Source organism: Sphingomonas sp. BK036, from assembly GCF_004216825.1.
In the GTDB taxonomy this organism is placed as follows: Bacteria; Pseudomonadota; Alphaproteobacteria; order Sphingomonadales; family Sphingomonadaceae; genus Sphingomonas.
This window is the reverse complement of record NZ_SGXR01000003.1, coordinates 1,112,503-1,137,588: the sequence shown is the minus strand read 5'-3', so window position 1 is coordinate 1,137,588 and position 25,086 is coordinate 1,112,503. Positions and strand designations below refer to the sequence as shown.

Below are 25,086 nucleotides of genomic sequence, written 5' to 3'. Positions count from 1 at the left end.
GGGGCAGTGTCGCAAGCGCGGGACGGGTGAGGGGGTGGTCTACAATCCTCCCCCGCCAGGGGAAGGAGGCGTGATGCGTTCGGTCCGCTCACCCCTTCATGCGCGGCATGCCCATGAAGTCGCGCTTGCCGAGCGGTACGCCCTGCGCGCGCAGGATCGCGTACGCCGTCGTGGCGTGGAAATAGAAATTGGGCTGCGAGAACGACAGCAGGAAGTTCGCGCCGGTGAATGGCATCACGAACGTGCCGAATTCGAACTTCGTGTCGTTTTCCGCAAGCACGTCGAACGTCTCGCGGTCGATCGCCTCGAGCGTTGCGATCGCACCGCGCAGGAGCGTGTGGAGCCCGGCGAAATCGGTCGGCCAGGGCGACATATCGGGTGAAAAGGTCCCGCAGCGCACGCCTTCGATCCCCCCGACCGAGTGGACCGCGCACGATTTCACCTGGTAGCCGAACGGCAGCATGTCGTCGGCCAGCTTCGCATTGATCAGCGCGGCGGGGTCTATACCGCGCTCGGCGGCGAACGCCTCGGCCTTGTCGAGCAGCGCATCGACCGCGCGGAGGATCTGCAGGTTCGACGGGATCGTCGCATCGTAGAGGGACAGCGTCATCGACGGGACTCCTGGCAGGACAAGGGTGGGCGTGCGCAACTTATGGCTTACGTTCGCGATCGCCGCCAGCGATGTTCCGTTCCGCGGCGCGGGACGCTATATAGCGATGCGAACCCACGAGGAATCTTCATGTCCCTTCGTCCCTGGCGCGATATCACCCGCCGCACGAGCCGCCAGATCATGGTCGGCAACGTCCCCGTCGGCGGCGACGCGCCCGTCACCGTGCAGACGATGACCAACACGCCGACCGACGACGTCAAGGCGACGGTCGACCAGATCCGCCGCAGCGAAGAGGCGGGCGTCGACATCATCCGCGTCAGCTGCCCCGACGTCGAATCGACCACCGCGCTGAAACAGATCGTCCGCGCCAGCCGCGTGCCGATCGTCGCGGACATCCATTTCCACTACAAGCGCGCGCTCGAAGCGGCGGACGCGGGTGCTGCGTGCCTGCGCATCAACCCGGGCAATATCGGCTCGGCGAGCCGCGTGAAGGAAGTCGTCGACGCGGCCAAGTCCAACGGCTGCGCGATCCGCATCGGCGTCAACGGCGGCAGCCTCGAGCGGCATCTGCTCGAGAAATATGGCGAGCCGTGCCCCGATGCGCTGGTCGAGTCGGCGATGGATCATATCAAGCTGTTGCAGGACCATGACTTTCACGAGTTCAAGGTCGCGGTGAAGGCCTCCGACCTGTTCCTCGCGGTGGCGGCGTATCAGCAGCTTGCCGAACAGGTCGATTGCCCGCTGCATCTCGGCATCACCGAAGCGGGCGGGTTCGTCGGCGGCACGGTGAAGTCAGCGATCGGGATGGGCAGCCTGCTCTGGTACGGGATCGGCGACACGATTCGCGTCTCGCTCTCTGCCGAGCCCGAGGAGGAAGTCCGCGTCGGGTTCGAGATCCTCAAGGCGCTGGGCATCCGCAACCGCGGCGTCCGCGTCGTCTCGTGCCCGTCCTGCGCGCGGCAGGGCTTCGATGTGATCCGCACCGTCCAGGCGCTCGAGGAGCGGTTGCAGCATATCCGCACGCCGATGTCGCTGTCGGTGCTCGGCTGCGTCGTCAACGGCCCTGGCGAAGCGCGTGAAACCGATATCGGGATCACCGGCGGCGGCAACGGCAAGCACATGGTGTATCTGTCGGGCGTCACCGACCACCACGTCCAGGACGCCGACATGGTCGATCACATCGTCAAGCTGGTCGAGGCCAAGGCGGCGGAGATCGAGGCTGCGGATGCGGCGGTTGCGGCGCTGGTGCCGGAGATGGCGGCGGAATAGGCGGCATGGTAGGGTGCCTCCTCGCTGGAGGTAACCATGACCTATCACGCTAAAGTCGTCAGTGGGCAGATCGTCCTGCCCCTCGAACTGCGCCGCGATGCGGGGATCGAAGATGGCGATTCGCTGGTCATCGAGATTAATCCGGATGGCGGACTGTCGATGAAGACCTACGCGCAGGTCGTACGCGAGGTGCAGTCCGAGTTCCGATCGATGGCGCAGACAGCCGATCGTAATCTGGTCGATGAACTTTTGGCGGAACGTCGCGCCGCAGCGGCCCGCGAGACCGAGATCGAGGACTGGCGGACGCGGCACACCGCGTGACCGTCGTTTTCGATGCGTCGACCGTATTGGCGATCCTGAAGAACGAGACTGGCGCGGACGTCGTGATCGAGCATGCGCGGGGCGCGATGCTGTCCAGCGTGAATCTGGTCGAGGTCCGCAGCAAGCTGTTCGAGATCGTGTCGGACGTCGACGCGGTGATCGCGAACCTCGACCGAATCGAGATCGTCATCATGCCCTTCCCCGCGACCCAGGCCAAGATCGCGGCGGACCTTTGGCCTGTCGTCAAAGGCAAGAACGTGTCGATCGCCGATCGGGTCTGCCTGGCGCTGGCAATAGATCAGGCGGCGACCTTATGGACCGGTGACACGGATTGGGTGACGCTCGGGCTTGATCTGGATATCCGCCTTTTCCGATGACCTATCGCACTGTTTCTCCCGCCTTGGCCTTCGCCGTGGCCGCGCTTGGCATCGGGCTGTTCTCGATGATGGATGCGGTGATGAAGTCGCTCGTGCTCGCGATCGGGGTCTATAACGCGCTGCTGTGGCGGCAGATGGTGAGCGTCGGGCTGGGGGCGGTCGCGTGGAAGCTCGGCAGGAGCGGGCGGCCGTCGGCGCGCGCGCTCAAGCTGCACTGCGCGCGCGGGTTGGTGACGACGGCGATGGCGGTGCTGTTCTTCTGGGGACTCGCGCGGGTGCCGATGGCGCAGGCGATTTCGCTGACCTACATCGCGCCGATCCTTGCGCTGTTGCTCGCGGCGGTGACGCTGGGCGAGCGAGTCGGGTGGAAGACGGTCGTCGCGTCGATCGCTGCGCTGGGCGGCGTAGTGGTCGTGATGATCGGGCAGGGACGCGAGGTGCCCGGGCCCGAGACGTTGCTCGGCACGCTCTCGATCCTCGGCTCGGCGGTGCTGTATGCGGTGAACCTGGTAATCGCGCGGTTGCAGAGCCAGGCGGCACGGCCGGGGGAGATCGCGTTCTTCCAGGCGCTCGTCATCACCGCGACGCTCGCGCTGGCGGCACCCTGGCTCGCGGTGGTGCCCGAGGCGGCGTCATGGCCCAAGCTGGTGCTCGCCGCGGGGCTGGCGACCGCGTCGTTGTGGCTGCTCGGCTGGGCCTATGCGCACGGTGACACGGGATTTCTCGCGACCACCGAATACACCTCGTTCGTCTATGCCGCGGGCCTGGGTTTCCTGGTGTTCGGCGAGCGGGTATCGCCCTTTACGCTGGCGGGCGCGGCGATCATCGTCGTCGCGTGCCTGTACGCGGCGCGGCGGCGTGACATCGCGCAAACATCGATCGAGGCTACCGTATGACGCTTATCCGTTCCGCCACCCGCGCCGATGTCGGCACGATCCTGCGCTTCGTGCGCGAGCTCGCTGCGTTCGAGCGCGAGCCGGATGCGGTCGAAGCGACCGAGCCGATGCTGGCGGAGGCGCTGTTCGGCGACCGGCCGGCGGCGGAGGCGCTGATCGCGGAGAGCACGGACGGCCCGCTCGGGTTCGCGTTGTTCTTCCACAACTTCTCGACCTGGACGGGCAAGCGCGGGCTGTATCTTGAGGATCTGTACGTGACGCCCGATGCGCGCGGGCAGGGGGTCGGGGGTGCGCTGTTGGCGCATCTTGCCGGCATCGCGCTCGATCGCGGCTGCGCGCGGTTCGAATGGTCGGTGCTCGACTGGAATGCCGATGCGATCGCCTTTTATCGCAAGGTCGGTGCGGTCGGGATGGAGGATTGGACGATCCAGCGGATGTCCGGGGAGGCTCTCGTACGGCTGGCGGGGCGGTAAAGCCCGACCGTCACCCCGGAACAGGTCCGGGGTGACGGGGAATCGCTTACCGACCGGCGGTTTCGTCCGCGTCCATCGGCTCTTCGCCCTTGGCCTTTTCGGCTTCGTAGCGCTCGATCGCCTCGATCGTGACGCGCTTGGCCTCGTCGGCGTCGCCCCACTTGCCGACCCGGACCCACTTCTTCTTCTCAAGGTCCTTATAGTGGGTGAAGAAATGCTCGATCTGCTCGAACACGATCTCGGGCATGTCGGCGCGTTCGCCGATATTGGCGTAATAAGGGAACACCGAATCGACGGGGACGCAGACGAGCTTCTCATCGCCGCCAGCCTCGTCCTCGAGGTTGAGCACCGCGATCGGGCGCGCGCGGACGACGCAGCCCGGGATGAACGGCGAGCGCGCGATCACGAGCGCGTCGAGCGGATCGCCATCGGGGCTCAGCGTGTGCGGCACGAAGCCATAGTTCGCCGGATAGCGCATCGGGGTGTGCAGGATACGGTCGACGAACAGCGCGCCCGAGGCCTTGTCGAACTCGTACTTCACGGGCTCGCCGCCGGTCGGGACTTCGATGATGACGTTCAGGTCTTCGGGCGGGTTCTTGCCGGTCGGGATGAGATCGATACGCATGGCGGTCCTTTCGATAAGACGATGCCGGCGCTCCACGGTCTGGAGAGCGGCCGGCACCGTTGAACTATTTGCTGGTCAGCGCGGCATCAGCAGCCTGTCCAGCCCGCCGTCACCATTACCCACCTTCTGCAGTCGCGGATAGCGCGGGCCGTCATGGTAATCGAGCGTGATATCGCGAAAACGGTCGTTGTTCTTCACAGTGAGCCGGATCGGCTCCTTGGTGCCCTTGGCCGCCAGGATCGCCGCCTTGATGCGGTCCGACGAATAGGCCTCGCTGTTGACCGCCTCGATCTCGGTACCGACGTCGAGACCGGCCTTGAACGCGGGGCTGTCCCAGATCGACGATGTCACGACGCCGTCCTTGTTGATCACCATGCCCAGCGAATAGCTGACATCGGTGCCGCGCGTCTTTTCGACCTGCTTGAGATACGGGCTCTGCTCGGGGCCGTAGACCAGCTTGTAGCCGTTCATCGCGAAGCCGTTGATCGGCGCGGGCTTGCCCGTCTCGGTCAGGCGCGTGTTGAGGAACGTCGCCCAGTCATACGGCACGATGCCGTCGAGCGTCTTGGCGACGTCGGCAAAGGTGTAGGTGAGCTCGCCATAATCGCCGTCGCGAACGCCGAAAAAGGCTCGCGCGAAATCGTCGATCGACTTGGTCCCGCCCGACTTCTGGCGGAGCATCGCGTCGACCTCCATCCAGACCATCAGCCCCTCGTTGTAATAATCCTCCGAGCGCTGCCAGCTGGTCCAGCCCTTGGGCTTGCGCGCCGAGATCACCGGATCGTTGGTCGTGTCGATCAGCGGGCGCCATTCGCGACCCTTCGCGCTGTCATAGATGCCGAGGATCGAGGCATAGCCATCGAGCGTGTCCTGCTTGCTGACGAGGCCCGAGCGCGCCTGGAGGACATAGCCCCAGAACTGCGTCTGCCCCTCATACACCCACAAGAGCGAATCGCGCATCGGCGTGCGGAAATCGGGCGTCCACAGGTCGGCGCCGCGGCGGAACTTGCCGTCCCAGCTATGCGTGTATTCGTGCGGCAGCAGGTTGCGCGCGGCCGAGGTCGTATCCCAGTCGGTGAAATAACCGGGACGGACGCCGTTCTCCGAGCTGCGATGATGCTCGAGGCCGATGCCGCCGAGCTGATCGGTGATCGACAGCAGGAATTCGTAGCGATCATAATGCTGCGCGCCGAACGTCTTGACCGCCTGGTCGACGAGCCGCTTGTGCGCGTCGATCTGCTCGGGCTTGGCAGCGAGCTGGTCTGGGCTGTCGGCGAAGACGTTGAGATCGACGCGGGGGGAGAGCGGCCAGACCTTGCCATATTTGCCCGCGAGCGTCGGCGAATCGACCAGGATCTCGTAGTTGGTCGTGTCGTAGCTGTAGGTCGAGCCCGACACCTTGGCGGGCACCGCGCCCGCGGCGGTCCAGCCCGCCGGATAGGTCGCGGTCATCTTGATCGGGATCTGGCGCGTGTAATAGCCGGCGGGATAGAGGCTGACGAGGTTCGGCTCCAGGCTGACCATCGTCGGCGTCATCACGATGCGGCCCTGGTCGCCCTTGGTCGCGGAGATGAACTGGAATTCGGCGACCAGCGTCTTGGCGCCCGCGGGGACGTCGATGTGGAACGCGAAGACGTCGACCGGATCGCGCGTCCAGGGGACGATCTTGCCGTTCGCGCGGATCACGAGGCCGGCGAGCTTCTCGATCTCGCCGCGGGGGCTGTGCGCGCCGGGGAGCCATTTCGGATAGAGCAGCGCCATCGGGCCGGACTTGGCGACCGGGATCGTCTCCTTCACGCGGAAGATGCCGCGCTCGGTATCGGTCGCGTCGACGTCGAGCAGCAGCGTGCCGGGATAGGGGGTGTCGACCGCGTCGGGGATCGTGTCGACGAACGGGATCGGCTGCGGTGCAGTATTGCCGGCGGGGACCTGCGCGAAGGCGGGCATGGCCGCAGGAAGTGCAGACGCGAGCAGGGATGCGACGAGAAGCTTGCGGATCAAGGAAGGGCCTTCCGGCTGAGAGACGATGTTACAAGGTGTAATCGTCAGAAAGGCCAGCCGTCCAGTCCTTTACCGGGGTCGTGCGGCTAGGCCCGACCCGCGGTCATCACGGTCCTGCGTTTCAGTGCGCCTTGGGCTTTTTCACCGCGTGCAGACCCAGCGCGATCGCGCCGCCGAGGATGAGCCCGACGATGCCGGAGAAGAACGCATTCAGCGCCCAGTTCACAGCGCCCTGCGCGAACGGCACCGCGTGCGACGCGGCCTCCGCGGTGTCGTGGATCCAGTGCGGAATCGTCGTGAAGCCGAACTCCTCGATCCCGTGGACGATGATCTGCCCGCCGACCCAGACCATCGCGGCGGTGCCGATCACCGACAGCGCGGACATGACGAGCGGCATGCCCTTCACCAGCCCGCGGCCGAGCGCCTGCACCGGCGCGCTGCTGCGCTGCGCGAGGTGGAGCCCGATATCGTCCATCTTCACGATCAGCGCGACCACGCCATACACCGCGATCGTGATGACGATGCCGACCAGCGCGAGCACGATCGCCTGCTCCCAGATCGGCTTGGTCGCGACGTCCGACAGCGCGATCACCATGATTTCCGCCGACAGGATGAAGTCGGTGCGGATCGCGCCCGAGACCTTCTGGTCCTCCAGCGCCTTCGCGTCGGTCGGGACGTCGACCTCTTCCTCGGCATGACCGCCGCCGACCGCCTCTAGGATCTTCTCCGCACCTTCGAAGCAGAGGTAGGTGCCGCCGATCATCAGCAACGGCGTCAACAACCACGGCGCGAACGCGCTCAGCGCAAGTGCCGCGGGGAGGATGAAGACCAGCTTGTTGCGGAACGAGCCCAGCGCGATCTTCCAGATCATCGGCAGTTCGCGCTTGGGCTCGAACCCGACCATGTAGCGCGGCGTCACCGCGGCATCGTCGACCACCACGCCGATCGCCTTGCTGCCGGCCTTGCCGGTGGCCGCTGCGACATCGTCGAGGCTCGCGGCGGCGAGCTTGGTGATCCCGGCAATGTCGTCGAGCAGTGCGACCAGTCCTGTGGGCATCGAGGGTGTCCTTAGCGTGGGGTTGCGCGCTCGGTAACGTGACAGGATTGTCATGCAACGGCTTTCGCACTTGCGGTAGTGCGTGGCGCGCGGAATGGTTGCAGCCAACGCCCCCAAAGCGACAGGATCCGATATGACCCCACCCTTTATGAACGGCGACTTCATCACGAACCTGCCCAAGGCCGAACTCCACCTTCATATCGAGGGCAGCCTCGAGCCCGAACTGATGTTCGCGCTGGCCGAGCGCAACAAGGTCGCGATCCCGTTCAAGAGCGTCGAGGACGTCCGCGCCGCGTACAGCTTCACCAATCTCCAGACCTTTCTCGACATCTATTATGCCGGCGCCGCGGTGCTGCAGACCGAGGAGGATTTCCGCGATCTGGCGGTCGCCTATTTCGACCGGGTCGCACAGGATGGCGTGATCCATGCCGAGATCTTCTTCGATCCGCAGACTCACACGCATCGCGGCATTCCGTTCGACGTGGTCGCGCGCGGGCTGTTCGCCGGGATCGACGAGGCGCAGGCCAAGCACGGCATGAGCGTCGGGCTGATCATGAGCTTCCTGCGGCATCTCGACGAGGAGGATGCGTTCAAGACGTTCGCGCAGGCCGAGCCGTGGCTCGACCAGTTCATCGGCGTCGGGCTCGATTCGTCCGAGGTCGGCCATCCGCCGTCGAAGTTCGCGCGCGTGTTCGCGGCGGCGGGGGATGCCGGGCTGATGCTGTGCGCGCATGCCGGCGAGGAGGGGCCGCCCGCGTATATTCACGAGGCGCTCGACATCCTGCAGGTGGACAGGATCGACCATGGCAATCGCGCGCTCGAGGATCCGACTTTGGTCGCCCGGCTGGCGCGCGACGCGATGACGCTGACGGTGTGCCCGTTGTCCAACGTCGCGTTGCGCAACGTCGACCGGCTGGAGAATCATCCGATCGACCGGATGCTCGATCTTGGCCTGCGCGCGACGATCCATTCGGACGATCCGGCCTATTTCGGCGGCTATATCGGCGAGAATTTCCGGCAGACCGCGCGCGCCCGCAATCTCTCGCGCGATCAGGTCGTCACGCTCGCACGGAACAGCTTCCTCGGCAGCTTTCTCGACGACGATTCGCTCAGCGGTCATCTCGCGACATTGGATGCGTACGTCAAAGCGCACGCATGATCGCCCGCTTCCTCGCGGTCTTCGAGCCGTTCATCCTGATGCTGCTCGGTACCGTGGTGCTGGCGAGCCTGCTGCCCGCCCGCGGCGAGATGGCGACGATCGTCGGCTATGCGGCGGACATCGGCATCGTCCTGTTGTTCTTCCTGCACGGCGCCAAATTGTCGCGCGATGCGATCCTGTCGGGCTTGCGCAACTGGAAGCTGCATCTGGCGGTGCTGGCGGTGACGTTCGTCGCGTTCCCGCTGTTCGGGCTCGGGCTCTCCGCGCTCCCGTTCGTCACCGGGCCGCTGGCGGCGGGGCTGTTGTTCCTGACCCTGCTGCCGTCGACCGTGCAGTCGTCGATCGCGTTCACCGCGATCGCGCGCGGCAATGTCGCGGCGGCGGTGTGCAGCGCGTCCTTCTCCAACCTGCTCGGCATCCTGGTCACGCCCGCGCTGGTCGCGTTGCTGATGCGCACCGCGGGCAGCGCCGGGATCTCGATCGAGGGCGTCGAGAAAATCGTCGTGCAACTGCTCGTACCGTTCGTCGCCGGGCACCTGCTGCGGCCGTGGATCGGCGCGTGGGTGACGCGGCGCAAGGCGATGCTCACCATCGTCGATCGCGGATCGATCCTGCTGGTGGTCTACAGCGCGTTCGGTGCCGCGGTGGTCGAGGGGCTGTGGAGCAGATTGTCGCTCGGCGACCTGATCCTGATCGGGCTGCTGTGCGTCGCGCTGCTCGCCTTCGTGCTGGCGCTGACCTTCGCGGTGGCCCGCCTGATGAAGCTGCCGCGCGAGGATGCGATCGTGCTGCAATTCTGCGGGTCGAAGAAGAGCCTGGCGTCGGGCGTGCCGATGGCCGGCGTGCTGTTCCCGCCCGCGCAGGTCGGCGTGATCCTGCTCCCGCTGATGCTGTTCCACCAGCTGCAATTGGTCGCCTGCGCGGTGATCGCACGCCGCTATGCCGAGTCCGCACCAGCCGATATTGCCGCAGATTAATGCCGTAAGCGGTTGCAGGTATTTGCTTTGTTCCGCCGGGGACGGCATGGTCGGCGCTCTTGAGGAGAGTTTCACCTACATGAGCGCGTCGAGCGATACTGCCAGTTCTGCCGGGGACGTGGGGCTGGACCTGACCGCGTGCGACCGCGAGCCGATCCATATTCCCGGTGCGATCCAGCCGCACGGCCTGCTGCTCGTCGCCGATGCCGCGACTCTCGCGATCGTCGCGGGCGCGGGCGATCTCGAAACGCGGCTGGCCCCCGACTGGCTGGGCCGCGATCTGTCGGCAGTGCTGGCGCAGGACGTCGCCGCGACTCTGTCGGCGGATGAGCCGATCGCCGGTGTCGCGATCGCCGGGGTGCCGGTCACTGGCCCAACCGAACGGTTCGACGTCACGATCCACCGCGGCGCGGTCCATGTGATCGTCGAGCTCGAACCCGTCGAGGCCGAGCCGATGACCGCGGCCGGCATGCTCGGCCGTCTCAACGCGATGGCGATGACGTTCGAGCGCGCGAGCAACCTGCAGACGCTGTGTGAGCGCGCGGCGACTGCGTTCCGGCAACTGACCGGCTTCGACCGGGTGATGGTCTATCGCTTCCTCGACGACGAGGCGGGCCGCGTGATGGCGGAGGACAAGGTTGCGGGCCTCGGCACATTCCTCAACCATCATTTCCCCGCGTCGGACATCCCCCGGCAGGCGCGCGCGCTGTACGTGCGCAACCGGACCCGGACGATCCCGACGATCGCCTATGCGCCCGCGGTGCTGCGGCCGGCCGGGTTCGAGACGCTCGATCTGAGCGACGTGGCACTGCGCAGCGTCTCGCCGATCCATTTGCGGTACCTCGCCAACATGGGGGTCGCGGCGTCGGCGTCGATCTCGATCGTCAAGGATGGGCTGCTATGGGGCATGATCGCCTGCCACCACGGTACGCCGCGCGCGCTGACCCCCGATATCCGCGCGGCATCGGCGACTCTGGCCGGCGGCCTCGCGCGGCAGATCCGTGCGAAGGAAGAGGCCGAGACGTATCGCGAGCGGTTGCGGCTGCGCGCGGCGGAGGATGCGATCCTGCCCAAGCTGGCGACCGACCCGGCACCGCGCACGATCGTCACGACTTTGCGCGACGAGCTGCGCATGCTGATGGACGGTGATGGCTTTGCCTTCGTCCAGGACCATTTCGTCGATACCGACGGCGCCTGCCCCCCTGACGACGATATTCGCGATCTTGCGGAATGGGCGCGGACGCGCGGCGGGATCGAGCCGTTCGCGACGCATGAACTCGAATCGCTCTATCCGCCCGCCCGTGCCTATCGCGCGCGCGCCAGTGGCGTGCTCGCGCTGGCGCTGGTCGACGAGGGCGCGATGCTGTTGTGGTTTCGCGCCGAGCATATCGAGGAGGTCGAATGGGCCGGCAACCCGCACAAGGCGGTGTCGGTCGACCCGAATGCGGTGCTGACGCCCCGGACCTCGTTCGAATCCTGGACTCAGGCGGTCAGCGGGCGTTCGCGCCGCTGGACTCGCGAGGAGATCGAGGCCGCGCACCGGCTGCGCCGCGGATTCCACGATGCGCATATCAATCAGCGGTTGCGGCTGCTCAATGCCGACCTGCAACGCACGCTCGCCGACAAGGACGCGTTGATCGCGCAGAAGGACGTCCTGATGAAGGAGGTCAATCACCGCGTGCAGAACAGCCTCCAGCTGGTCGCGGCGTTCCTGTCGCTCCAGGCCAAATCGTCCGACGATGCCAAGGTGAAGGAGCACCTCGCTGAGGCGCAGGCCAGGCTTTCGGCGGTCGCGCTGGTCCATCGTCGGTTGTACCGTGACGACCAGGTCGAGTCGGTCGATCTCTCGCGCTATGTCGAGGAGCTGGCGGGCGACATGAAGACGTCGCTCGGCGAGGAATGGGCGGCGCAGATGACGCTCGATCTCGCCCCGGTGCTCGTCGCCACCGATCTGGCGGTCAATATCGGGCTGGTGCTGACCGAGCTCGTCATCAACGCGAGCAAATATGCCTATGCCGGCCGCCCCGGCCCGATCGACATCATGCTCGAACAGCATCGCAATCGGCTGCGCCTCGTCGTGGCCGATTCGGGTCGCGGCAAATCGGGGAGCCGGGTCGGGTTCGGTAGCCGGATGATGACTGCGATCGTCGCGGGGCTGTCCGGGACAATCGAGCATGATGACAACATGCCCGGCCTCCGCGTGATCCTGACCGTGCCGATCGACGAGCGAGTCTGACCTAGCTTTGGGAAAAACCGTTGCATGTCGGTCGGTTACGGCCGCGGTTTGGAACGGATGACGCGGCACGGGGTTGATGCGGCGAGTGGGGCACTCGTAACAGGAAATCTACCGCATGATCCGTTTTTCACCGCGCGCATCGCTGATCGCGATCGCAGCCATGAGCGTCGCCGTATCGAGCAGCGCACTCGCGCAATCCGCCCGGTCGGCCGATGCCGCGCCGCCACCGCCGCCGCCGGCGATGGCGATGCAGCCCGCCAAGGCTGCGCCCGACATGCAGACCGTGCTCGACCAGCTCGCCGCACTCGGTGGCAAGCCGATCGAGACTCTTACCCCTGCCGTTGCGCGGACCCAGCCTTCGGCCGCCGATGCCGCCAAGCAGGTGATGGTCAAGCACGGCCTGTCGGCCACCCCCGATGCGACCGTGACGACCCAGGACATTCCTTACGGCAGCGACGCGCAGCAGTTCGCGCGCGTCTACAAGCCGGTGGCCCTGGCGAACGCAAAGAACCTGCCGGTGATCGTCTATTATCACGGTGGCGGCTGGGTGATCGCAACGGTTGATACCTATGACGCGGCACCGCGCCTGCTCGCCAAGCAGCTCGGCGCGATCGTCGTCTCGGTGGAATACCGCCATGCGCCCGAGTTCAAGTTCCCCGCGCAGCATGACGATGCGGCCGCCGCCTATCGCTGGACGCTGCAGAATGCCGCATCCTGGGGTGGTGATCCGCGCAAGATCGCAGTTGCCGGCGAGAGCGCAGGCGGCAACCTCGCGGTCGCGACCGCGATCTACGCGCGCGACAATCGCCTGACCACGCCGCTGCACATCGTGTCGGTCTATCCGATCGCCAACAGCAGCATGACGCTGCCGTCGCGGATGGATTCGGCGAATGCGAAGCCGCTGAACGGCGCGATGCTCAAGTGGTTCGGCCATTATTACCAGACGACGCCTGCCGATGCGCAGGATCCGCGGCTGAACCTGGTCAGGGCGAACCTGCGCGGCCTGCCGCCGACGACGATCATCAACGCGCAGATCGATCCGCTGCGCTCCGATGGCGAAACGCTCGCCGCGGCGATGCGCAAGGCTGGTGATCGTGTCGAACAGCGGACCTTCCCCGGCGTGACCCACGAGTTCTTCGGCATGGGGATGGTCGTGCGCGGCGCGCAGGACGCCAACACGCTGGCGATTGCACGGCTGAAGGCAGCGTTCGCTGCTGCACCGCGGCGTTAAGCGATCGATAATCAGGGGGGGCGGGGCGTTCAGGCGACCGCGCCCCCTTCTATTAAACGCGCGCCTGACCTTGAAGCATCATGCTGCACTTGCGAAGTGTGCGGTATGACAGACAGTTACGGACCGACAACGGTCAATCCCCGCCTGGCGCTGCTCGCGCTGGCGGTCGGTGGTTTCGCGATCGGCACCACGGAGTTCGCGGCGATGAGCCTGTTGCCGCAATTCGCGCGGGGGCTTGGCATCGACGAGCCGACCGCCGGGCACGTGATCAGCGCCTATGCGCTGGGCGTGGTGGTCGGTGCCCCGATGATCGCGGTGCTGGCGGCAAAGATCGAGCGGCGCGTGCTGCTGATCGGCTTGATGACGTTTCTCGGGATCGCCAACGGGCTGTCCGCACTTGCGCCGACCTATCACCTGATGCTGCTGGCGAGATTCCTGAGCGGGTTGCCGCATGGTGCCTATTTCGGCGTCGGCTCGCTGGTCGCGGCGTCGATGGTGCCGCGTGGGAAGCGGTCGCGTGCGGTGTCGCGGATGATGCTTGGGCTGACGATCGCGACGATCGCGGGGGTGCCGCTCGCCAACGGCATCGGGCAGTGGTTCGGCTGGCGCTGGGGGTTCGGGATCGTCGCGATCATCGCCGCAGTGACGGTAGCGATGCTGGTCCGGTTCGCGCCGATCCTGCGGCCCGCCAAGGACGCGAGCCCGCTCGGCGAGCTGGCGGCGCTGCGCAACGGGCAGGTGTGGCTGACGCTGGCGATCGGCGCGGTCGGCTTTGGCGGCATCTTCTGCGTCTATACCTATCTCGCCTCGACTCTGACCGAGGTGACGGGCGTATCGTCCGCCTTCACCCCCGTCGCGTTCGCGCTGTTCGGCGTCGGGATGACGATCGGTACGCTGGTCTGCGCCAAGGCGGCCGACGTCGCGCTGATGCCCGCGGCGGGGATCACCTTGCTGTTCGGGGCGGGCGCGCTCGCACTCTATGCACCCGCGGCGCCGCATCTGTGGGCGATCCTGCCGGTGGTGCTGCTGATCGGGTGCGGGGGAGGGTTGTCGACGATCCTCCAGACCCGGCTGATGGATGTCGCGGAGGAGGCGCAGACCTTGGCGGCGGCTCTGAACCACTCGGCGTTCAACACCGCGAACGCGATCGGGCCTTGGCTCGGCGGGCTGGCGATTGCGGGTGGGTTCGGGTTGCCCTCGACCGGCTGGGTCGGGACCGCGCTGGCGCTGGGCGGGTTTGCGATCTGGGCGCTGTCGTGGGCGCTGGATCGCCGGCGGGCCTGAGCGCGTCTACGGTTACTTTAGCGTTCGCCGGCTGACGGCTCTGCTGCTGTCATCCCAGCGAACGCTGGGATCTCCCCGTTCTGGGTCGCGGCGTCCGCCAACAGGAATACCCCAGCTTTCGCTGGAGCGACGATTATATCGGTAACTCAAGGTATTCCAGAATAAGGCCACCCCGGCTTTCGACGGGGTGGTGCCCTTTGGGGAGTCTGTCAGTTTGTCAGATCAGCGCGCGATGTCGCGCTTGGCGAGCTGCTTGTTCAGACCCAGCGCGACCAGCGTGAACACCGCACCCGAGAACAAGTAGGCGCCGCTTGCCGCGAGACCCAGCTTGCTCGTCAGCAGCAGCGCCGCCAGCGGGGCAAAGCCCGCGCCGAACAGCCATGCCAGATCGGTCGTCAGCGCCGACCCCGTATAGCGATGCTGCGGGCTGAGCGTCGAGGCGATCGCACCCGAGGACTGGCCGAACGACAGGCCGAACAGCACAAAGCCGATCCCCATGAACAGGCGCTCGCCAACATCGCCGCCACCCAGCAACGACGGGGCCGCGATCGCGAACAGTGCGATCAGGACCGCGATCGTCCCCAGCATCGTGCGACGGCCGAACCGGTCCGCGAGCAGGCCCGATACGAGCATCGCACCGATCCCGATCACAGCGCCGATCACTTCGACCACGAGGAAGCGCGCCGGCGCCTCGCGCGTGAACAGCACGACCCATGACAGCGGGAACACCGTCACCATGTGGAACAGCGCGAAGCTGGCGAGCGGCACGAACGAGCCGAGCCAGATCGCCTTCCACTGCGACTGCACGGTCTCGACGACCGGCGCAGGCTCGAGCTCGCGCTTGGCGTACATCTCTTCGAATTCGGGGGTCACCACCAGGCGGAGGCGGGCGAACAGCGCGACGACGTTGATCGCGAACGCCACGAAGAACGGATAGCGCCAGCCCCAGGCGAAGAAATCCTCGTTGGGCAGCGCCGCGACGAAGAACGCGAACAGACCGCTGGCGACCAGCAGGCCGATCGGCGCACCCAGCTGCGGCAGCATCGCATACCAGCCGCGATGCTTCTCGGGCGAGTTGAGCGACAGGAGCGACGCTAGGCCGTCCCATGCGCCGCCGAGCGCGATGCCCTGGCCGATGCGCAGCAGGGCGAGGATCGCGACCGACCAGTTGCCCGCCGACTCGTAGCTGGGGATGAACCCCATCGCGACGGTGGAAGTGCCGAGCAGGAAGATCGAGATCGTCAGCTTGACGCTGCGGCCATAGGCGCGATCGACCGCGATGAAGATGATCGTGCCGATCGGGCGGGCGAAGAACGCCAGCGCGAACACCGCGAACGAATAGAGCGTGCCCTGCAACCGATCGACATACGGGAACACCAAAGTCGGGAACACGAGCACCGAGGCGATCGCGAACACGAAGAAATCGAAGAATTCCGAGGTGCGGCCGATCACCACGCCGATCGCGATCACGCCTGGTGTGACGTGTTCGCCGTCGCTGTGGATACTGCGAGCATCGGCTTCGAAGCTCGTCTCGGGGACTGTGTTTGCACTCATTCTTCAACTCGCTCTTCAGGGCGCGAACCCGATCATACGCCGTTCCGGCGGATGCGGGCAGGGGTAATCTATGCTATCCCTCGTGATGATAGATCCATGCCGATGTTGCAGTGCAGCGCCCATTGGACAAATTGTCCACTGTAGCGCAGCGCAACCCAGGCGTAGGGGAACCGGATGACCGTCGTGACACAGCTTTCCCGCTCCAAAATTTCGGCCCGAAAATGGTTGGCGGCCCTGCCGTTGGCGCTGCTTACCAGCGGTTGCGACTGGGTGGTGATGTCGCCGTCCGGCGATATCGCAGTGCAACAGCGCGATCTCGTCCTGATCTCGACCGGGCTGATGCTGCTGATCATCATTCCAGTGATCGCGATGACGCTGTTCTTCGCGTTCCGCTATCGCCAGTCGAACAAGGCCGCCAAGTACGAGCCCAACTGGGATCACTCGGTCGGCCTCGAGCTGCTTATCTGGGGCATCCCGCTGCTGATCATCATCGCGCTCGGCGCGCTGACTTGGACCAGCACGCATCTGCTCGATCCGTACCGTCCGCTCGGCCGGATCAAGCCCGACACGCCGACGCTGGCGAACAACCTGCCGGTCGGCAACCTGGTCGACAAGCAGCAGGCAGGCAACGGGCCTAATGGCGCGGGCAGGCCGCTCGAGGTGCAGGTCGTCGCGCTCGATTGGAAGTGGCTGTTCATCTATCCCGAATACGGCATCGCCACGGTCAACGAGCTGGCTGCGCCGGTCGATCGTCCGATCCGTTTCCAGATGACGTCGTCGTCGGTGATGAACGCGTTCTACATCCCGGCGCTCGCGGGCATGATCTACACGATGCCCGGCATGCAGACGACGCTGAACGCGGTCATTAACAAGCCCGGCAATTACGAGGGCTTCTCGTCCAACTATAGCGGCGCTGGCTTCTCGGGCATGCGCTTCCGCTTCCACGGCGTAAGCGACGCGGGCTTCCAGGCCTGGGTCAACCGCGTCAAGCAGGGCGGCGCCAAGGCCAGCGGCGGGCTGAACCGCGCAAGCTATCTCCAACTGGAGAAGCCGAGCGAGAAGGTACCGGTGCGCTATTACAATGCGGTCGCGCCGGACATGTTCAAGCTGGTAGTCGAACAGTGCGTCCAGCCAGGTAAGGTCTGCATGTCGCAGATGATGCACGGCGGAAAAAGCGGGGGGGACTCGCACGCCGGCATGGCGATGCCGGGCGTCAATGGCGGCAAGGGCCCGCAGGATTCGTCCGAGCGGGTCGAAGGCGCCTTGATGAAGGACGCCGACGAGAAGGGTAGCGGCAATCACTGGACCGCACCCGCCGACATAAAACGGGACGGCGCGAACAGCGCGCCGGGCTCGCAGTCCAACCGCAATCATACGATGTTGTCCCCCTCCACCATGCCGGGCACGCGCCCCGTCGCGAACGGCTAGAGAACCATCATGAACGACACTCTGTTGAAGACAATCTTCGGCCGCCTGACCCTGGAGTCGCTGCCGCTGCACGAACCGATCGTCGTCGCCACCTTTGCGATGGTGGCGATCGGTGGCCTTGGGCTCGTTGCCGCGCTGACCTATTTCAAGGTTTGGGGCTATCTGTGGAACCAGTGGTTCACCAGCGTCGATCACAAGAAGATCGGCATCATGTACATCATCCTGGCGATCGTCATGCTGCTGCGCGGGTTCTCCGACGCGATCATGATGCGCGCGCAGCAGGCGATGGCGTTTAATGGCTCCGAGGGCTATCTGACCGCGCATCACTATGACCAGGTCTTCACCGCGCACGGCGTGATCATGATCTTCTTCGTGGCGATGCCGTTGGTCACGGGCCTGATGAACTATGTCGTCCCGCTCCAGATTGGTGCGCGCGACGTGTCGTTCCCGTTTCTCAACAATTTCAGCTTCTGGATGACCGCGGCGGGTGCCGTGATCGTCATGATGTCGCTGTTCATCGGTGAGTTCGCGCGGACCGGCTGGCTCGCGATGCCGCCACTCTCGGGGTTGGCGTATTCGCCCGATGTTGGTGTCGATTACTATATCTGGGCGCTGCAGATCGCGGGCATCGGGACGTTGTTGTCCGGCGTCAATCTGGTCGCGACCATCGTCAAGATGCGCGCGCCCGGCATGACCATGATGAAGATGCCGATCTTCACCTGGACGTCGCTGTGCACCAACATCCTGATCGTCGCCGCCTTCCCGGTGCTGACCGCGGTTCTCGCGATGCTGTCGCTCGACCGTTACATCGGCACCGCGTTCTTTACGAACGACTCGGGCGGCAACCCGATGATGTACGTCAACCTGATCTGGATCTGGGGTCACCCGGAGGTCTACATCCTGGTCCTGCCGGCGTTCGGCATCTTCTCGGAGGTCACCTCGACCTTCTCGGGCAAGCGCCTCTTCGGCTACAGCTCGATGGTCTATGCGACGCTCGTCATTACGATCCTCGCCTATCTCGTCTGGCTGCACCACTTCTTCACGATGGGGTCAGGCGCGAGCGTGAACTCGTTCTTCGGCATCACCACGATGATCATCTCGATCCCGACAGGGGCCAAGATCTTCAACTGGCTGTTCACGATGTACAAGGGCCGGATCCGGTTCGAACTGCCGATGATGTGGACGATCGCCTTCATGGTGACCTTCACGATCGGCGGCATGACCGGCGTCCTGCTCGCGGTGCCGCCTGCCGACTTCGTGCTGCACAACTCGCTGTTCCTGGTCGCGCATTTCCATAACGTGATCATCGGCGGCACGCTGTTCGGCATGTTCGCGGGGATCAACTACTGGTTCCCGAAGGCGTTCGGCTTCAAGCTGGACGAGACCTGGGGCAAGATCTCGTTCTGGTGCTGGGTGTCGGGCTTCTACTTCGCCTTCATGCCGCTCTACGTGCTCGGCCTGATGGGCGTGACCCGCCGCATGCGCTACTTCGACGATCCGAACCTGCAGATCTGGTTCGTCATCGCCGCCTTTGGTGCAGCGCTGATCGCCGCGGGTATCGGTGCCTTCCTGATGCAGATCTTCGTCAGCATCCGGAACCGCGAGAAGCTGGCCGACCTGACGGGCGATCCGTGGAACGGCCGTACGCTGGAGTGGGCGACCTCGTCGCCGCCGCCGGAGTATAACTTCGCGTTCACGCCGATCGTCCACGATCTGGATGCCTGGTACGACATGAAGGATCGCAAGCACGCACGGCCTGTGACCGGGTTCAAGGCGATCCACATGCCAAGCGGCACCGGCACGGGCGTCGTGCTCGCCGGGCTCAGCGTGGCGTTCGGGTTCGCGATGATCTGGTACATCTGGTGGCTCGCAGGGTTGGCGCTCGCCGGCATCTTCGGCACGACGATCTTCCACACCTTCAACTACAAGCGCGACTATCACATCCCGGTCGAGGACGTGATCGCCAGCGAGGACGCGCGCACCCGCCAGCTCGCGATCCAGGGAGCCTGACGCGATGTCCGCAATACCCATGAAAGACGGTCTGAACGAGACCAAGCCGGTCTCGTTCTACGACCTGGACGAGCACGAACATCCCGATGGCGGCAGCACGATGCTGGGCTTCTGGATGTACCTGATGAGCGATTGCCTCATCTTCGCGGTGCTGTTCGCGGCCTACGCCGTGCTCGGCAACAGCTATGCCGGCGGTCCCAGCCCGAAGGAAATCTTCGAGCTGCCGCTGGTGGCGGTGAACACCGCGATGCTGCTGTTCTCGTCGATCACCTACGGCTTCGCGATGCTGTCGATGGAGGAAGGTCGCCAGCGCGTCATGCAGATGTGGCTGGTGTTCACGGGGCTGTTCGGCCTCGCGTTCCTGTCGATCGAAATGTACGAGTTCGCCAACCTCATCCATGAGGGCGCAGGGCCGACGCGCAGCGCCTTCCTGTCGTCGTTCTTCACGCTGGTCGGCACGCACGGCCTGCACGTCACGATGGGCCTGATCTGGCTCGTCACGCTGATGGTGCAGGTGCAGAAGCACGGCCTGATCGCCGCGAACAAGCGTCGCCTGATGTGCCTGAGCATGTTCTGGCATTTCCTTGACGTCATCTGGATCGGCGTCTTCACCTTCGTCTATCTGATGGGCACCCTACGATGAGCGACCCCCACGCACACACGCATGACGCGCATGCGGATCACGGCCATGGCGATCACGGCGATCATGTCTCGCACGGTACGCGCGGCAGCTATCTCAAGGGGTTCTTCCTCTCGGTCATCCTGACCGCGATCCCCTTCTGGGCGGTGATGACCGGCGCGTTCAAGGATCCGTCGACCGCCGCGCTGGTCGTGATGGTGTTCGCGGTCGCGCAGATCATCGTCCACATGATCTACTTCCTGCACATGAGCGGCAAGTCGGAGGGCGGCTGGACGATGATGGCGCTGATCTTCACGATTATCCTCGTCGTTATCACGCTCAGCGGATCGATCTGGGTGATGTACCACATGAACACGAACATGATGCCGATGCAGGCCGCGGCAGACATGTGATGAACGCGCGACCGGGCCCTGCCGTCTATGTCGCAGGCCTGGTCGCGCTGCTGCTGTTCGCCGGGTTCATGGCGCTCGGCATCTGGCAGATCGAGCGCCGTGCCTGGAAGCTCGAGCTGATCAAACAGGTCGGGGCACGCGCGCATGCCGCGCCCGCGCCCCCACAGGGCCCCGCCTTCTGGGGCGCGATCACCGCCCCCACCGATGCGTATCGTCGCATCCGGCTCGACGGCACGCTCGACAATACGCGCGAGACTCTGGTCCGCGCCGCCACCGCGCTCGGCAGCGGCTATTGGGTCGTCACGCCGCTGCGTACCACGCAGGGCTTCACCGTCCTCGTCAACCGCGGCTATGTCTCGCCCGAGCAACGCGACGCGCATGCCAAGCCGACGGGTCCGGTCACGATCACCGGTTATCTCCGCATCACCGAGCCAGGTGGCGGTTTTCTCCGCAACAACGACCCGGCCACCGACAAATGGTATTCGCGCGACGTCGCCGCGATCGCCGCGGCCCGCGGGCTGACCAACGTCGCGCCCTATTTCGTCGACGCGGACAAGTCGGGCACCGCCGCCCCCATCGGTGGCCAGACGATCATCGCCTTCCCGAACAACCACCTCGTCTACATGCTGACCTGGTTCGCGCTCGCCGCGATGACGATCGTCGCGTTCGTCGTGTTCGTGCGCCAAGATGTGCGCAAGCGGCGCGGGGCGGTCGACGCATGACCTCCGCGGGCGCGCGCCAGGGCTGGCAACGCTGGCTGGCGATCGCCACCGCGCGCACCGACGCGACCGGCAATGCGAACATGCGCCAGCTCGTGACGCTGCGCTGGATCGCGGTGGCCGGCCAGTTCGTCACGATCCTGTTCGCGCGTTTCGGGCTCGGCTTCGATCTCCCACTCGTGCCGATGATGGCCGCGCTCGCCGCCGCCGTCGGGCTGAACCTCGCCAGCATGCCGCTGTACGGCTGGCGCAAGGGGGCGAACATCCAGCTGCTGCTCGCGCTGCTGTTCGACGTCGGCCTGCTGTCGACTCAGCTCTATCTCGCCGGCGGCGCGACCAATCCGTTCATTTCGCTCTATCTGCTCCACGTCGTGCTTGGCGCAGTCCTGCTCGATCGCTGGTCGAGTTGGGCGATCGTCGCGGTCACCGCGGGCTGTTTCGGGGTGCTCACGCTCTATTATCACCCGCTGATCCTGCCGCCCAACTACAGCGGCGAGTATTTCATCCTTTACACGATCGGCTCGCTGCTTTGTTTCATGCTGATCGCGACGCTGCTGATGCTGTTCATGACCCGCATCACGGGCAACCTGCGCGCGCGCGACACGCGGCTCGCCGATCTGCGCCAGCAGGCCGCGGAGGAGGATCATATCGTCCGCATGGGCCTGCTCGCGTCGGGCGCCGCGCACGAGCTCGGCACGCCACTCGCCTCGATCGCGGTCATCCTCGCCGACTGGCGCCGCATGCCGACGCTCGCGCAGGACGCCGACCTCCAGGCCGAGATCGTCGAGATGCAGTCCGAGGTGCAGCGCTGCAAGGCGATCGTCACCGGCATCCTGCTGTCCGCGGGCGAGGCGCGCGGCGAGGCGCCCGAGATCATGCCGCTCCACCAGTTCCTCGACGCGATCGTCGACGAGTGGCGCGCGGTGCACCCGTCGGTCGATTTCGACTATACCACGCGCGTCGGCGACGATCCGCAGGTCGTCTCCGACCCCGCACTCAAACAGGTGATCGCCAACGTGCTCGACAATGCCGCCGAAGCCTCGCCGCACTGGGTCGCGTTCCGCGGCGAACGCAGCGACGGCAACCTCGCGCTGATCGTCCGCGACCGCGGTCCCGGTTTCAGCCGGGAGCGGCTCGCAAGCTTCGGCAAGCCCTATCAATCGAGCAAGCGCGAGCCCGGCCACGGCCTCGGCCTGTTCCTGGCGGTCAACGTCATGCGCAAGCTGGGCGGCGGCGTGTCCGTGGTGAACTGCGAGGACGGCGGTGCGGAAGTCACGATCCGCATGCCGCTCTCCGCGATCGCCCTGTCATGACCGACGTCGTGACAGAGCCTAAATTGCTCGCGATCGTCGAGGATGACGAGACGTTCGCCCGCACGCTCCGCCGCTCGTTCGAACGCCGCGGCTATGAGGTGATGCAGGCGGCCAGCCACGAGGAACTGGTCGAGCAACTGGCGGAGCGCACGCCGCGCTACGCGGTCGTCGACCTGAAGCTCGGCGGCGCGTCGGGTCTCGTCTGCGTGCAGACGCTCCACGCGCATGACCCGGAGATCCTTGTCGTCGTCCTCACCGGCTTTGCGAGCATCGCCACCGCGGTCGAGGCGATCAAGCTCGGCGCGTCGCACTATCTCGTGAAACCCTCGAACACCGACGACATCGAGGCCGCGTTCGATCGCACCGAGGGCAGCGTCGATACCGAACTGTCCGAGCGCCCGACCTCGATCAAGACGCTCGAATGGGAGCGGATCCACACCACGCTCGCCGAAACCGACTTCAACATCTCGGAAACCGCGCGCCGCCTCGGCATGCATCGCCGTACGCTCGCGCGGAAACTCGAGAAGCGCCCCGTCAAATAGCGGCAACGCATCGGCGGTGGCCGGCGTTGTCCCCCGATGCGCTCCCCCAAACTCTGGCAACCCCGCCGCCTGCTGGCGACCCCGTCCGCGCTGACCTGGGATCACGGCGCCGGGATCGTGTCCCGCGCCACCGCGCTGGGCGTACCCGTCACGACGCTGCCGAGCGACCGCCTCAAGCTCGACCTCCCCGACGACTCGCGCGGCGCCTATGCCGAAGCCAAGGCCACGCTGGCGCTGGTCGTCGCGCCGCCGTCCAAACGCAAGCTTCAGCCGATCGCGCCCAGCGCAGACTGGCGGATCGACCTCGCCGAGGGCTGCCCGGCGCATTGCGGCTATTGCTACCTCGCCGGCTCGTTGAAGGGCCCGCCGATCACGCGCGTCTACGCGAACCTGCCCGAGATCCTCGCCGAACTCCCGGCGCATCTGGGGCAGGGCACCGTCACCTCACGCTCGACCGCGCGCGCACACGAGGGGACGACGTTCGAGGCCTCCTGCTACACCGACCCGCTCGGCATCGAGCATGTCACCGGATCGCTGTCCGCGCTGATCGCGCATTTCGGCACGTGGGAGGCCGACGTGCAACTCCGTTTCACCACCAAGTTCGATGCGGTCGAACCGTTGCTGGATCTCGATCACCGCGGCCGCACCCGGATGCGCGCGTCGATCAACCCCGCCGCCTATGCCCGCTTCGAAGGCGGCACGAGCCCCGTCGCCGCGCGGTTGGTGGCGCTGCGCCGAATGGCGGACGCGGGCTACAGGATCGGCCTGACGGTTGCGCCGATCATCGCTGCGGAGGGATGGCGCGAGGCGTATGGCGACTTGCTGGCGGAGGCGGGCCGGGTGCTCGCCGACATCCCCGACGTGACGATCGAGCTGATCACCCACCGCTATACCCCCGGATCGAAGGCGGTGCTCGAAACCTGGTATCCTGGCTCGTCGCTCGATCTCAGCATGGCGAACCGCACCGAGAAGCGCACCAAGTTCGGCTCGGTCAAATATGTCTATGACGCGGACACGATGCGCGCGCTCCGCAGCTTTTTCCAGGACGAGATCGCGGCGAAGCTTCCGCAGGCGCGCATTCTCTACTGGACCTGATGCGCACGCCAACCGGCAACGCAGCGTTGCCATTCGCGCCCTTCCGATCGCGCCGGGGCTCGCTTACGTCCCGACTATGACAAACATCCGCCAGCCGACGCTGTTCATCCCGCACGGTGGCGGGCCCTGCTTCTTCATGGACGACCCGGCGGGCAACTGGACCGGCATGGCCGCGTATCTCCGGTCGATCGCCGCCTCGCTGCCGGAAAAGCCCAAGGCGATCCTGATCGTTTCCGGCCATTGGGAAACCCGCGGTTTCGCCTTCACCGGTGCCGCCACCCCGCCGCTGATCTTCGATTACGGTGGCTTCCCCGCGCATACCTATGAGATCCGCTACGACTCGCCCGGCGATCCCGCTTTGGCCGCGCGGGCCGTCGATCTGCTGCACGGTGCTGGCCTGACCGCGACCATCGATCCGACGCGCGGGCTGGATCACGGCGTCTTCATTCCGATGAAGGTTGCGTTCCCCGATGCCGACATCCCGGTCGTCGAGATGTCGGTCGATCGCGATCTCGACCCCGCGCTCCACGCCGCCGCCGGCCGTGCGCTCGCCCCCTTGCGCGACGACGGCGTCCTGATCGTCGGCTCGGGCATGAGCTTCCACAACATGCGCGGCTATGGCGACCCGCGCTTCACCGCGCCTTCCGAGGCCTTCGACCAATGGCTCACCGCCGCGGTCGAGGCCGACCCGACCGCCCGCGCCGCAGCGCTTGACCGTTGGGCCGAAGCCCCCGCCGGCCGCCTCTCGCACCCCCGCGAGGAGCATCTGCTACCACTGATGGTCGCCGCCGCCGCGTCCGACCAACCCGGCACGCAGGTCTATAGCGAACGCGTCCTGCAAACCGCCATCTCCGGCTATCGCTTCAACTAAGGAAAT

General features: G+C 65.8%; 24 protein-coding genes. 19 read left to right on the top strand and 5 right to left on the bottom strand.

The window, feature by feature from the left end; all coding sequences use genetic code 11:
- Positions 1-88 precede the first annotated feature (88 nt).
- Positions 89-610: a DUF1993 domain-containing protein gene (locus EV283_RS05340; protein WP_130323246.1), complete on the bottom strand. Its 522-nt coding sequence runs from the start codon at positions 608-610 to the stop codon at positions 89-91.
- A gap of 129 nt (positions 611-739) precedes the next feature.
- On the opposite strand from EV283_RS05340, the gene ispG reads away from it, so the two are divergent.
- Genes ispG through EV283_RS05315 form a run of 5 tightly spaced genes read left to right on the top strand, consistent with a single transcriptional unit; the run spans position 740 to position 3,946 of the window.
- A complete protein-coding gene (gene ispG, locus EV283_RS05335) occupies positions 740-1,879 on the top strand; it encodes a flavodoxin-dependent (E)-4-hydroxy-3-methylbut-2-enyl-diphosphate synthase (protein ID WP_130323244.1) in 1,140 nt (379 codons plus the stop codon).
- Between the two features lie 36 nt (positions 1,880-1,915).
- Complete coding sequence (locus EV283_RS05330) at positions 1,916-2,200, top strand: AbrB/MazE/SpoVT family DNA-binding domain-containing protein (protein WP_130323242.1); 285 nt, start codon at positions 1,916-1,918, stop codon at positions 2,198-2,200.
- Complete coding sequence (locus tag EV283_RS05325) at positions 2,197-2,577, top strand: type II toxin-antitoxin system VapC family toxin (protein ID WP_130323240.1); 381 nt, start codon at positions 2,197-2,199, stop codon at positions 2,575-2,577. Before EV283_RS05330 ends, EV283_RS05325 begins: the two co-directional genes overlap by 4 nt.
- The gene (locus EV283_RS05320) at positions 2,574-3,473 is read left to right on the top strand and encodes a DMT family transporter (protein WP_130323238.1); all 900 of its coding nucleotides are present in this window, start codon (positions 2,574-2,576) and stop codon (positions 3,471-3,473) included. The genes EV283_RS05325 and EV283_RS05320 overlap by 4 nt, the downstream gene beginning before the upstream one ends.
- A complete protein-coding gene (locus tag EV283_RS05315) occupies positions 3,470-3,946 on the top strand; it encodes a GNAT family N-acetyltransferase (RefSeq protein ID WP_130323236.1) in 477 nt (158 codons plus the stop codon). Before EV283_RS05320 ends, EV283_RS05315 begins: the two co-directional genes overlap by 4 nt.
- 46 nt (positions 3,947-3,992) lie before the next feature.
- Here the strand turns inward: EV283_RS05315 and ppa are convergent, their stop codons facing one another.
- From ppa to EV283_RS05300, 3 genes are all read right to left on the bottom strand, one after another.
- Positions 3,993-4,571, bottom strand: a complete 579-nt coding sequence (ppa, locus tag EV283_RS05310; RefSeq protein ID WP_055875064.1) for an inorganic diphosphatase — start codon at positions 4,569-4,571, stop codon at positions 3,993-3,995.
- Between the two features lie 75 nt (positions 4,572-4,646).
- The gene (locus EV283_RS05305) at positions 4,647-6,518 is read right to left on the bottom strand and encodes a M61 family metallopeptidase (protein ID WP_207223056.1); all 1,872 of its coding nucleotides are present in this window, start codon (positions 6,516-6,518) and stop codon (positions 4,647-4,649) included.
- A gap of 175 nt (positions 6,519-6,693) precedes the next feature.
- Positions 6,694-7,629, bottom strand: coding sequence for a DUF808 domain-containing protein (locus EV283_RS05300; RefSeq protein WP_130323232.1), 936 nt, complete (start codon positions 7,627-7,629; stop codon positions 6,694-6,696).
- Between the two features lie 133 nt (positions 7,630-7,762).
- Here EV283_RS05300 and EV283_RS05295 point away from each other — a divergent pair, with 133 nt between their 5' ends.
- From EV283_RS05295 to EV283_RS05275, 5 genes are all read left to right on the top strand, one after another.
- Positions 7,763-8,788, top strand: coding sequence for an adenosine deaminase (locus tag EV283_RS05295; protein WP_242615789.1), 1,026 nt, complete (start codon positions 7,763-7,765; stop codon positions 8,786-8,788).
- Complete coding sequence (locus tag EV283_RS05290) at positions 8,785-9,765, top strand: bile acid:sodium symporter family protein (protein WP_130323230.1); 981 nt, start codon at positions 8,785-8,787, stop codon at positions 9,763-9,765. The genes EV283_RS05295 and EV283_RS05290 overlap by 4 nt, the downstream gene beginning before the upstream one ends.
- 46 nt (positions 9,766-9,811) lie before the next feature.
- Positions 9,812-12,001, top strand: coding sequence for a histidine kinase dimerization/phosphoacceptor domain -containing protein (locus EV283_RS05285; RefSeq protein ID WP_242615788.1), 2,190 nt, complete (start codon positions 9,812-9,814; stop codon positions 11,999-12,001).
- Positions 12,002-12,116: 115 nt separating this feature from the next.
- Positions 12,117-13,232 (top strand): alpha/beta hydrolase, encoded by a 1,116-nt coding sequence (locus EV283_RS05280; RefSeq protein WP_242615787.1) that lies wholly within the window; start codon positions 12,117-12,119, stop codon positions 13,230-13,232.
- 105 nt (positions 13,233-13,337) lie between these two features.
- Entirely contained in the window at positions 13,338-14,516 is a 1,179-nt protein-coding gene (locus tag EV283_RS05275) for an MFS transporter (RefSeq protein WP_130323228.1), read from the top strand.
- Positions 14,517-14,738: 222 nt separating this feature from the next.
- Here the strand turns inward: EV283_RS05275 and EV283_RS05270 are convergent, their stop codons facing one another.
- Entirely contained in the window at positions 14,739-16,070 is a 1,332-nt protein-coding gene (locus EV283_RS05270; RefSeq protein ID WP_056412707.1) for an MFS transporter, read from the bottom strand.
- A 276-nt stretch (positions 16,071-16,346) separates the two neighbouring features.
- On the opposite strand from EV283_RS05270, the gene EV283_RS05265 reads away from it, so the two are divergent.
- From EV283_RS05265 to EV283_RS05225, 9 genes are all read left to right on the top strand, one after another.
- Positions 16,347-17,498, top strand: a complete 1,152-nt coding sequence (locus EV283_RS05265; protein WP_207223055.1) for a ubiquinol oxidase subunit II — start codon at positions 16,347-16,349, stop codon at positions 17,496-17,498.
- Between the two features lie 9 nt (positions 17,499-17,507).
- Positions 17,508-19,508 carry a cytochrome o ubiquinol oxidase subunit I gene (cyoB, locus tag EV283_RS05260; RefSeq protein ID WP_130323224.1) on the top strand — a complete coding sequence of 667 codons (2,001 nt, stop codon included), beginning with the start codon at positions 17,508-17,510 and terminating at the stop codon, positions 19,506-19,508.
- A gap of 4 nt (positions 19,509-19,512) precedes the next feature.
- Positions 19,513-20,151: a cytochrome o ubiquinol oxidase subunit III gene (gene cyoC, locus EV283_RS05255; RefSeq protein ID WP_242615786.1), complete on the top strand. Its 639-nt coding sequence runs from the start codon at positions 19,513-19,515 to the stop codon at positions 20,149-20,151.
- Positions 20,148-20,540 (top strand): cytochrome o ubiquinol oxidase subunit IV, encoded by a 393-nt coding sequence (gene cyoD, locus EV283_RS05250; RefSeq protein WP_130323222.1) that lies wholly within the window; start codon positions 20,148-20,150, stop codon positions 20,538-20,540. The genes cyoC and cyoD overlap by 4 nt, the downstream gene beginning before the upstream one ends.
- Positions 20,540-21,262: an SURF1 family protein gene (locus EV283_RS05245; RefSeq protein WP_130323220.1), complete on the top strand. Its 723-nt coding sequence runs from the start codon at positions 20,540-20,542 to the stop codon at positions 21,260-21,262. Before cyoD ends, EV283_RS05245 begins: the two co-directional genes overlap by 1 nt.
- Positions 21,259-22,572: an ATP-binding protein gene (locus EV283_RS05240; RefSeq protein WP_130323218.1), complete on the top strand. Its 1,314-nt coding sequence runs from the start codon at positions 21,259-21,261 to the stop codon at positions 22,570-22,572. The genes EV283_RS05245 and EV283_RS05240 overlap by 4 nt, the downstream gene beginning before the upstream one ends.
- 8 nt (positions 22,573-22,580) lie before the next feature.
- Entirely contained in the window at positions 22,581-23,114 is a 534-nt protein-coding gene (locus EV283_RS05235) for a response regulator transcription factor (protein WP_056490014.1), read from the top strand.
- Positions 23,115-23,150: 36 nt separating this feature from the next.
- Complete coding sequence (locus tag EV283_RS05230; protein WP_130323216.1) at positions 23,151-24,209, top strand: spore photoproduct lyase family protein; 1,059 nt, start codon at positions 23,151-23,153, stop codon at positions 24,207-24,209.
- Positions 24,210-24,285: 76 nt separating this feature from the next.
- Positions 24,286-25,080: a class III extradiol ring-cleavage dioxygenase gene (locus EV283_RS05225; RefSeq protein ID WP_130323214.1), complete on the top strand. Its 795-nt coding sequence runs from the start codon at positions 24,286-24,288 to the stop codon at positions 25,078-25,080.
- Positions 25,081-25,086: the final 6 nt, after the last annotated feature.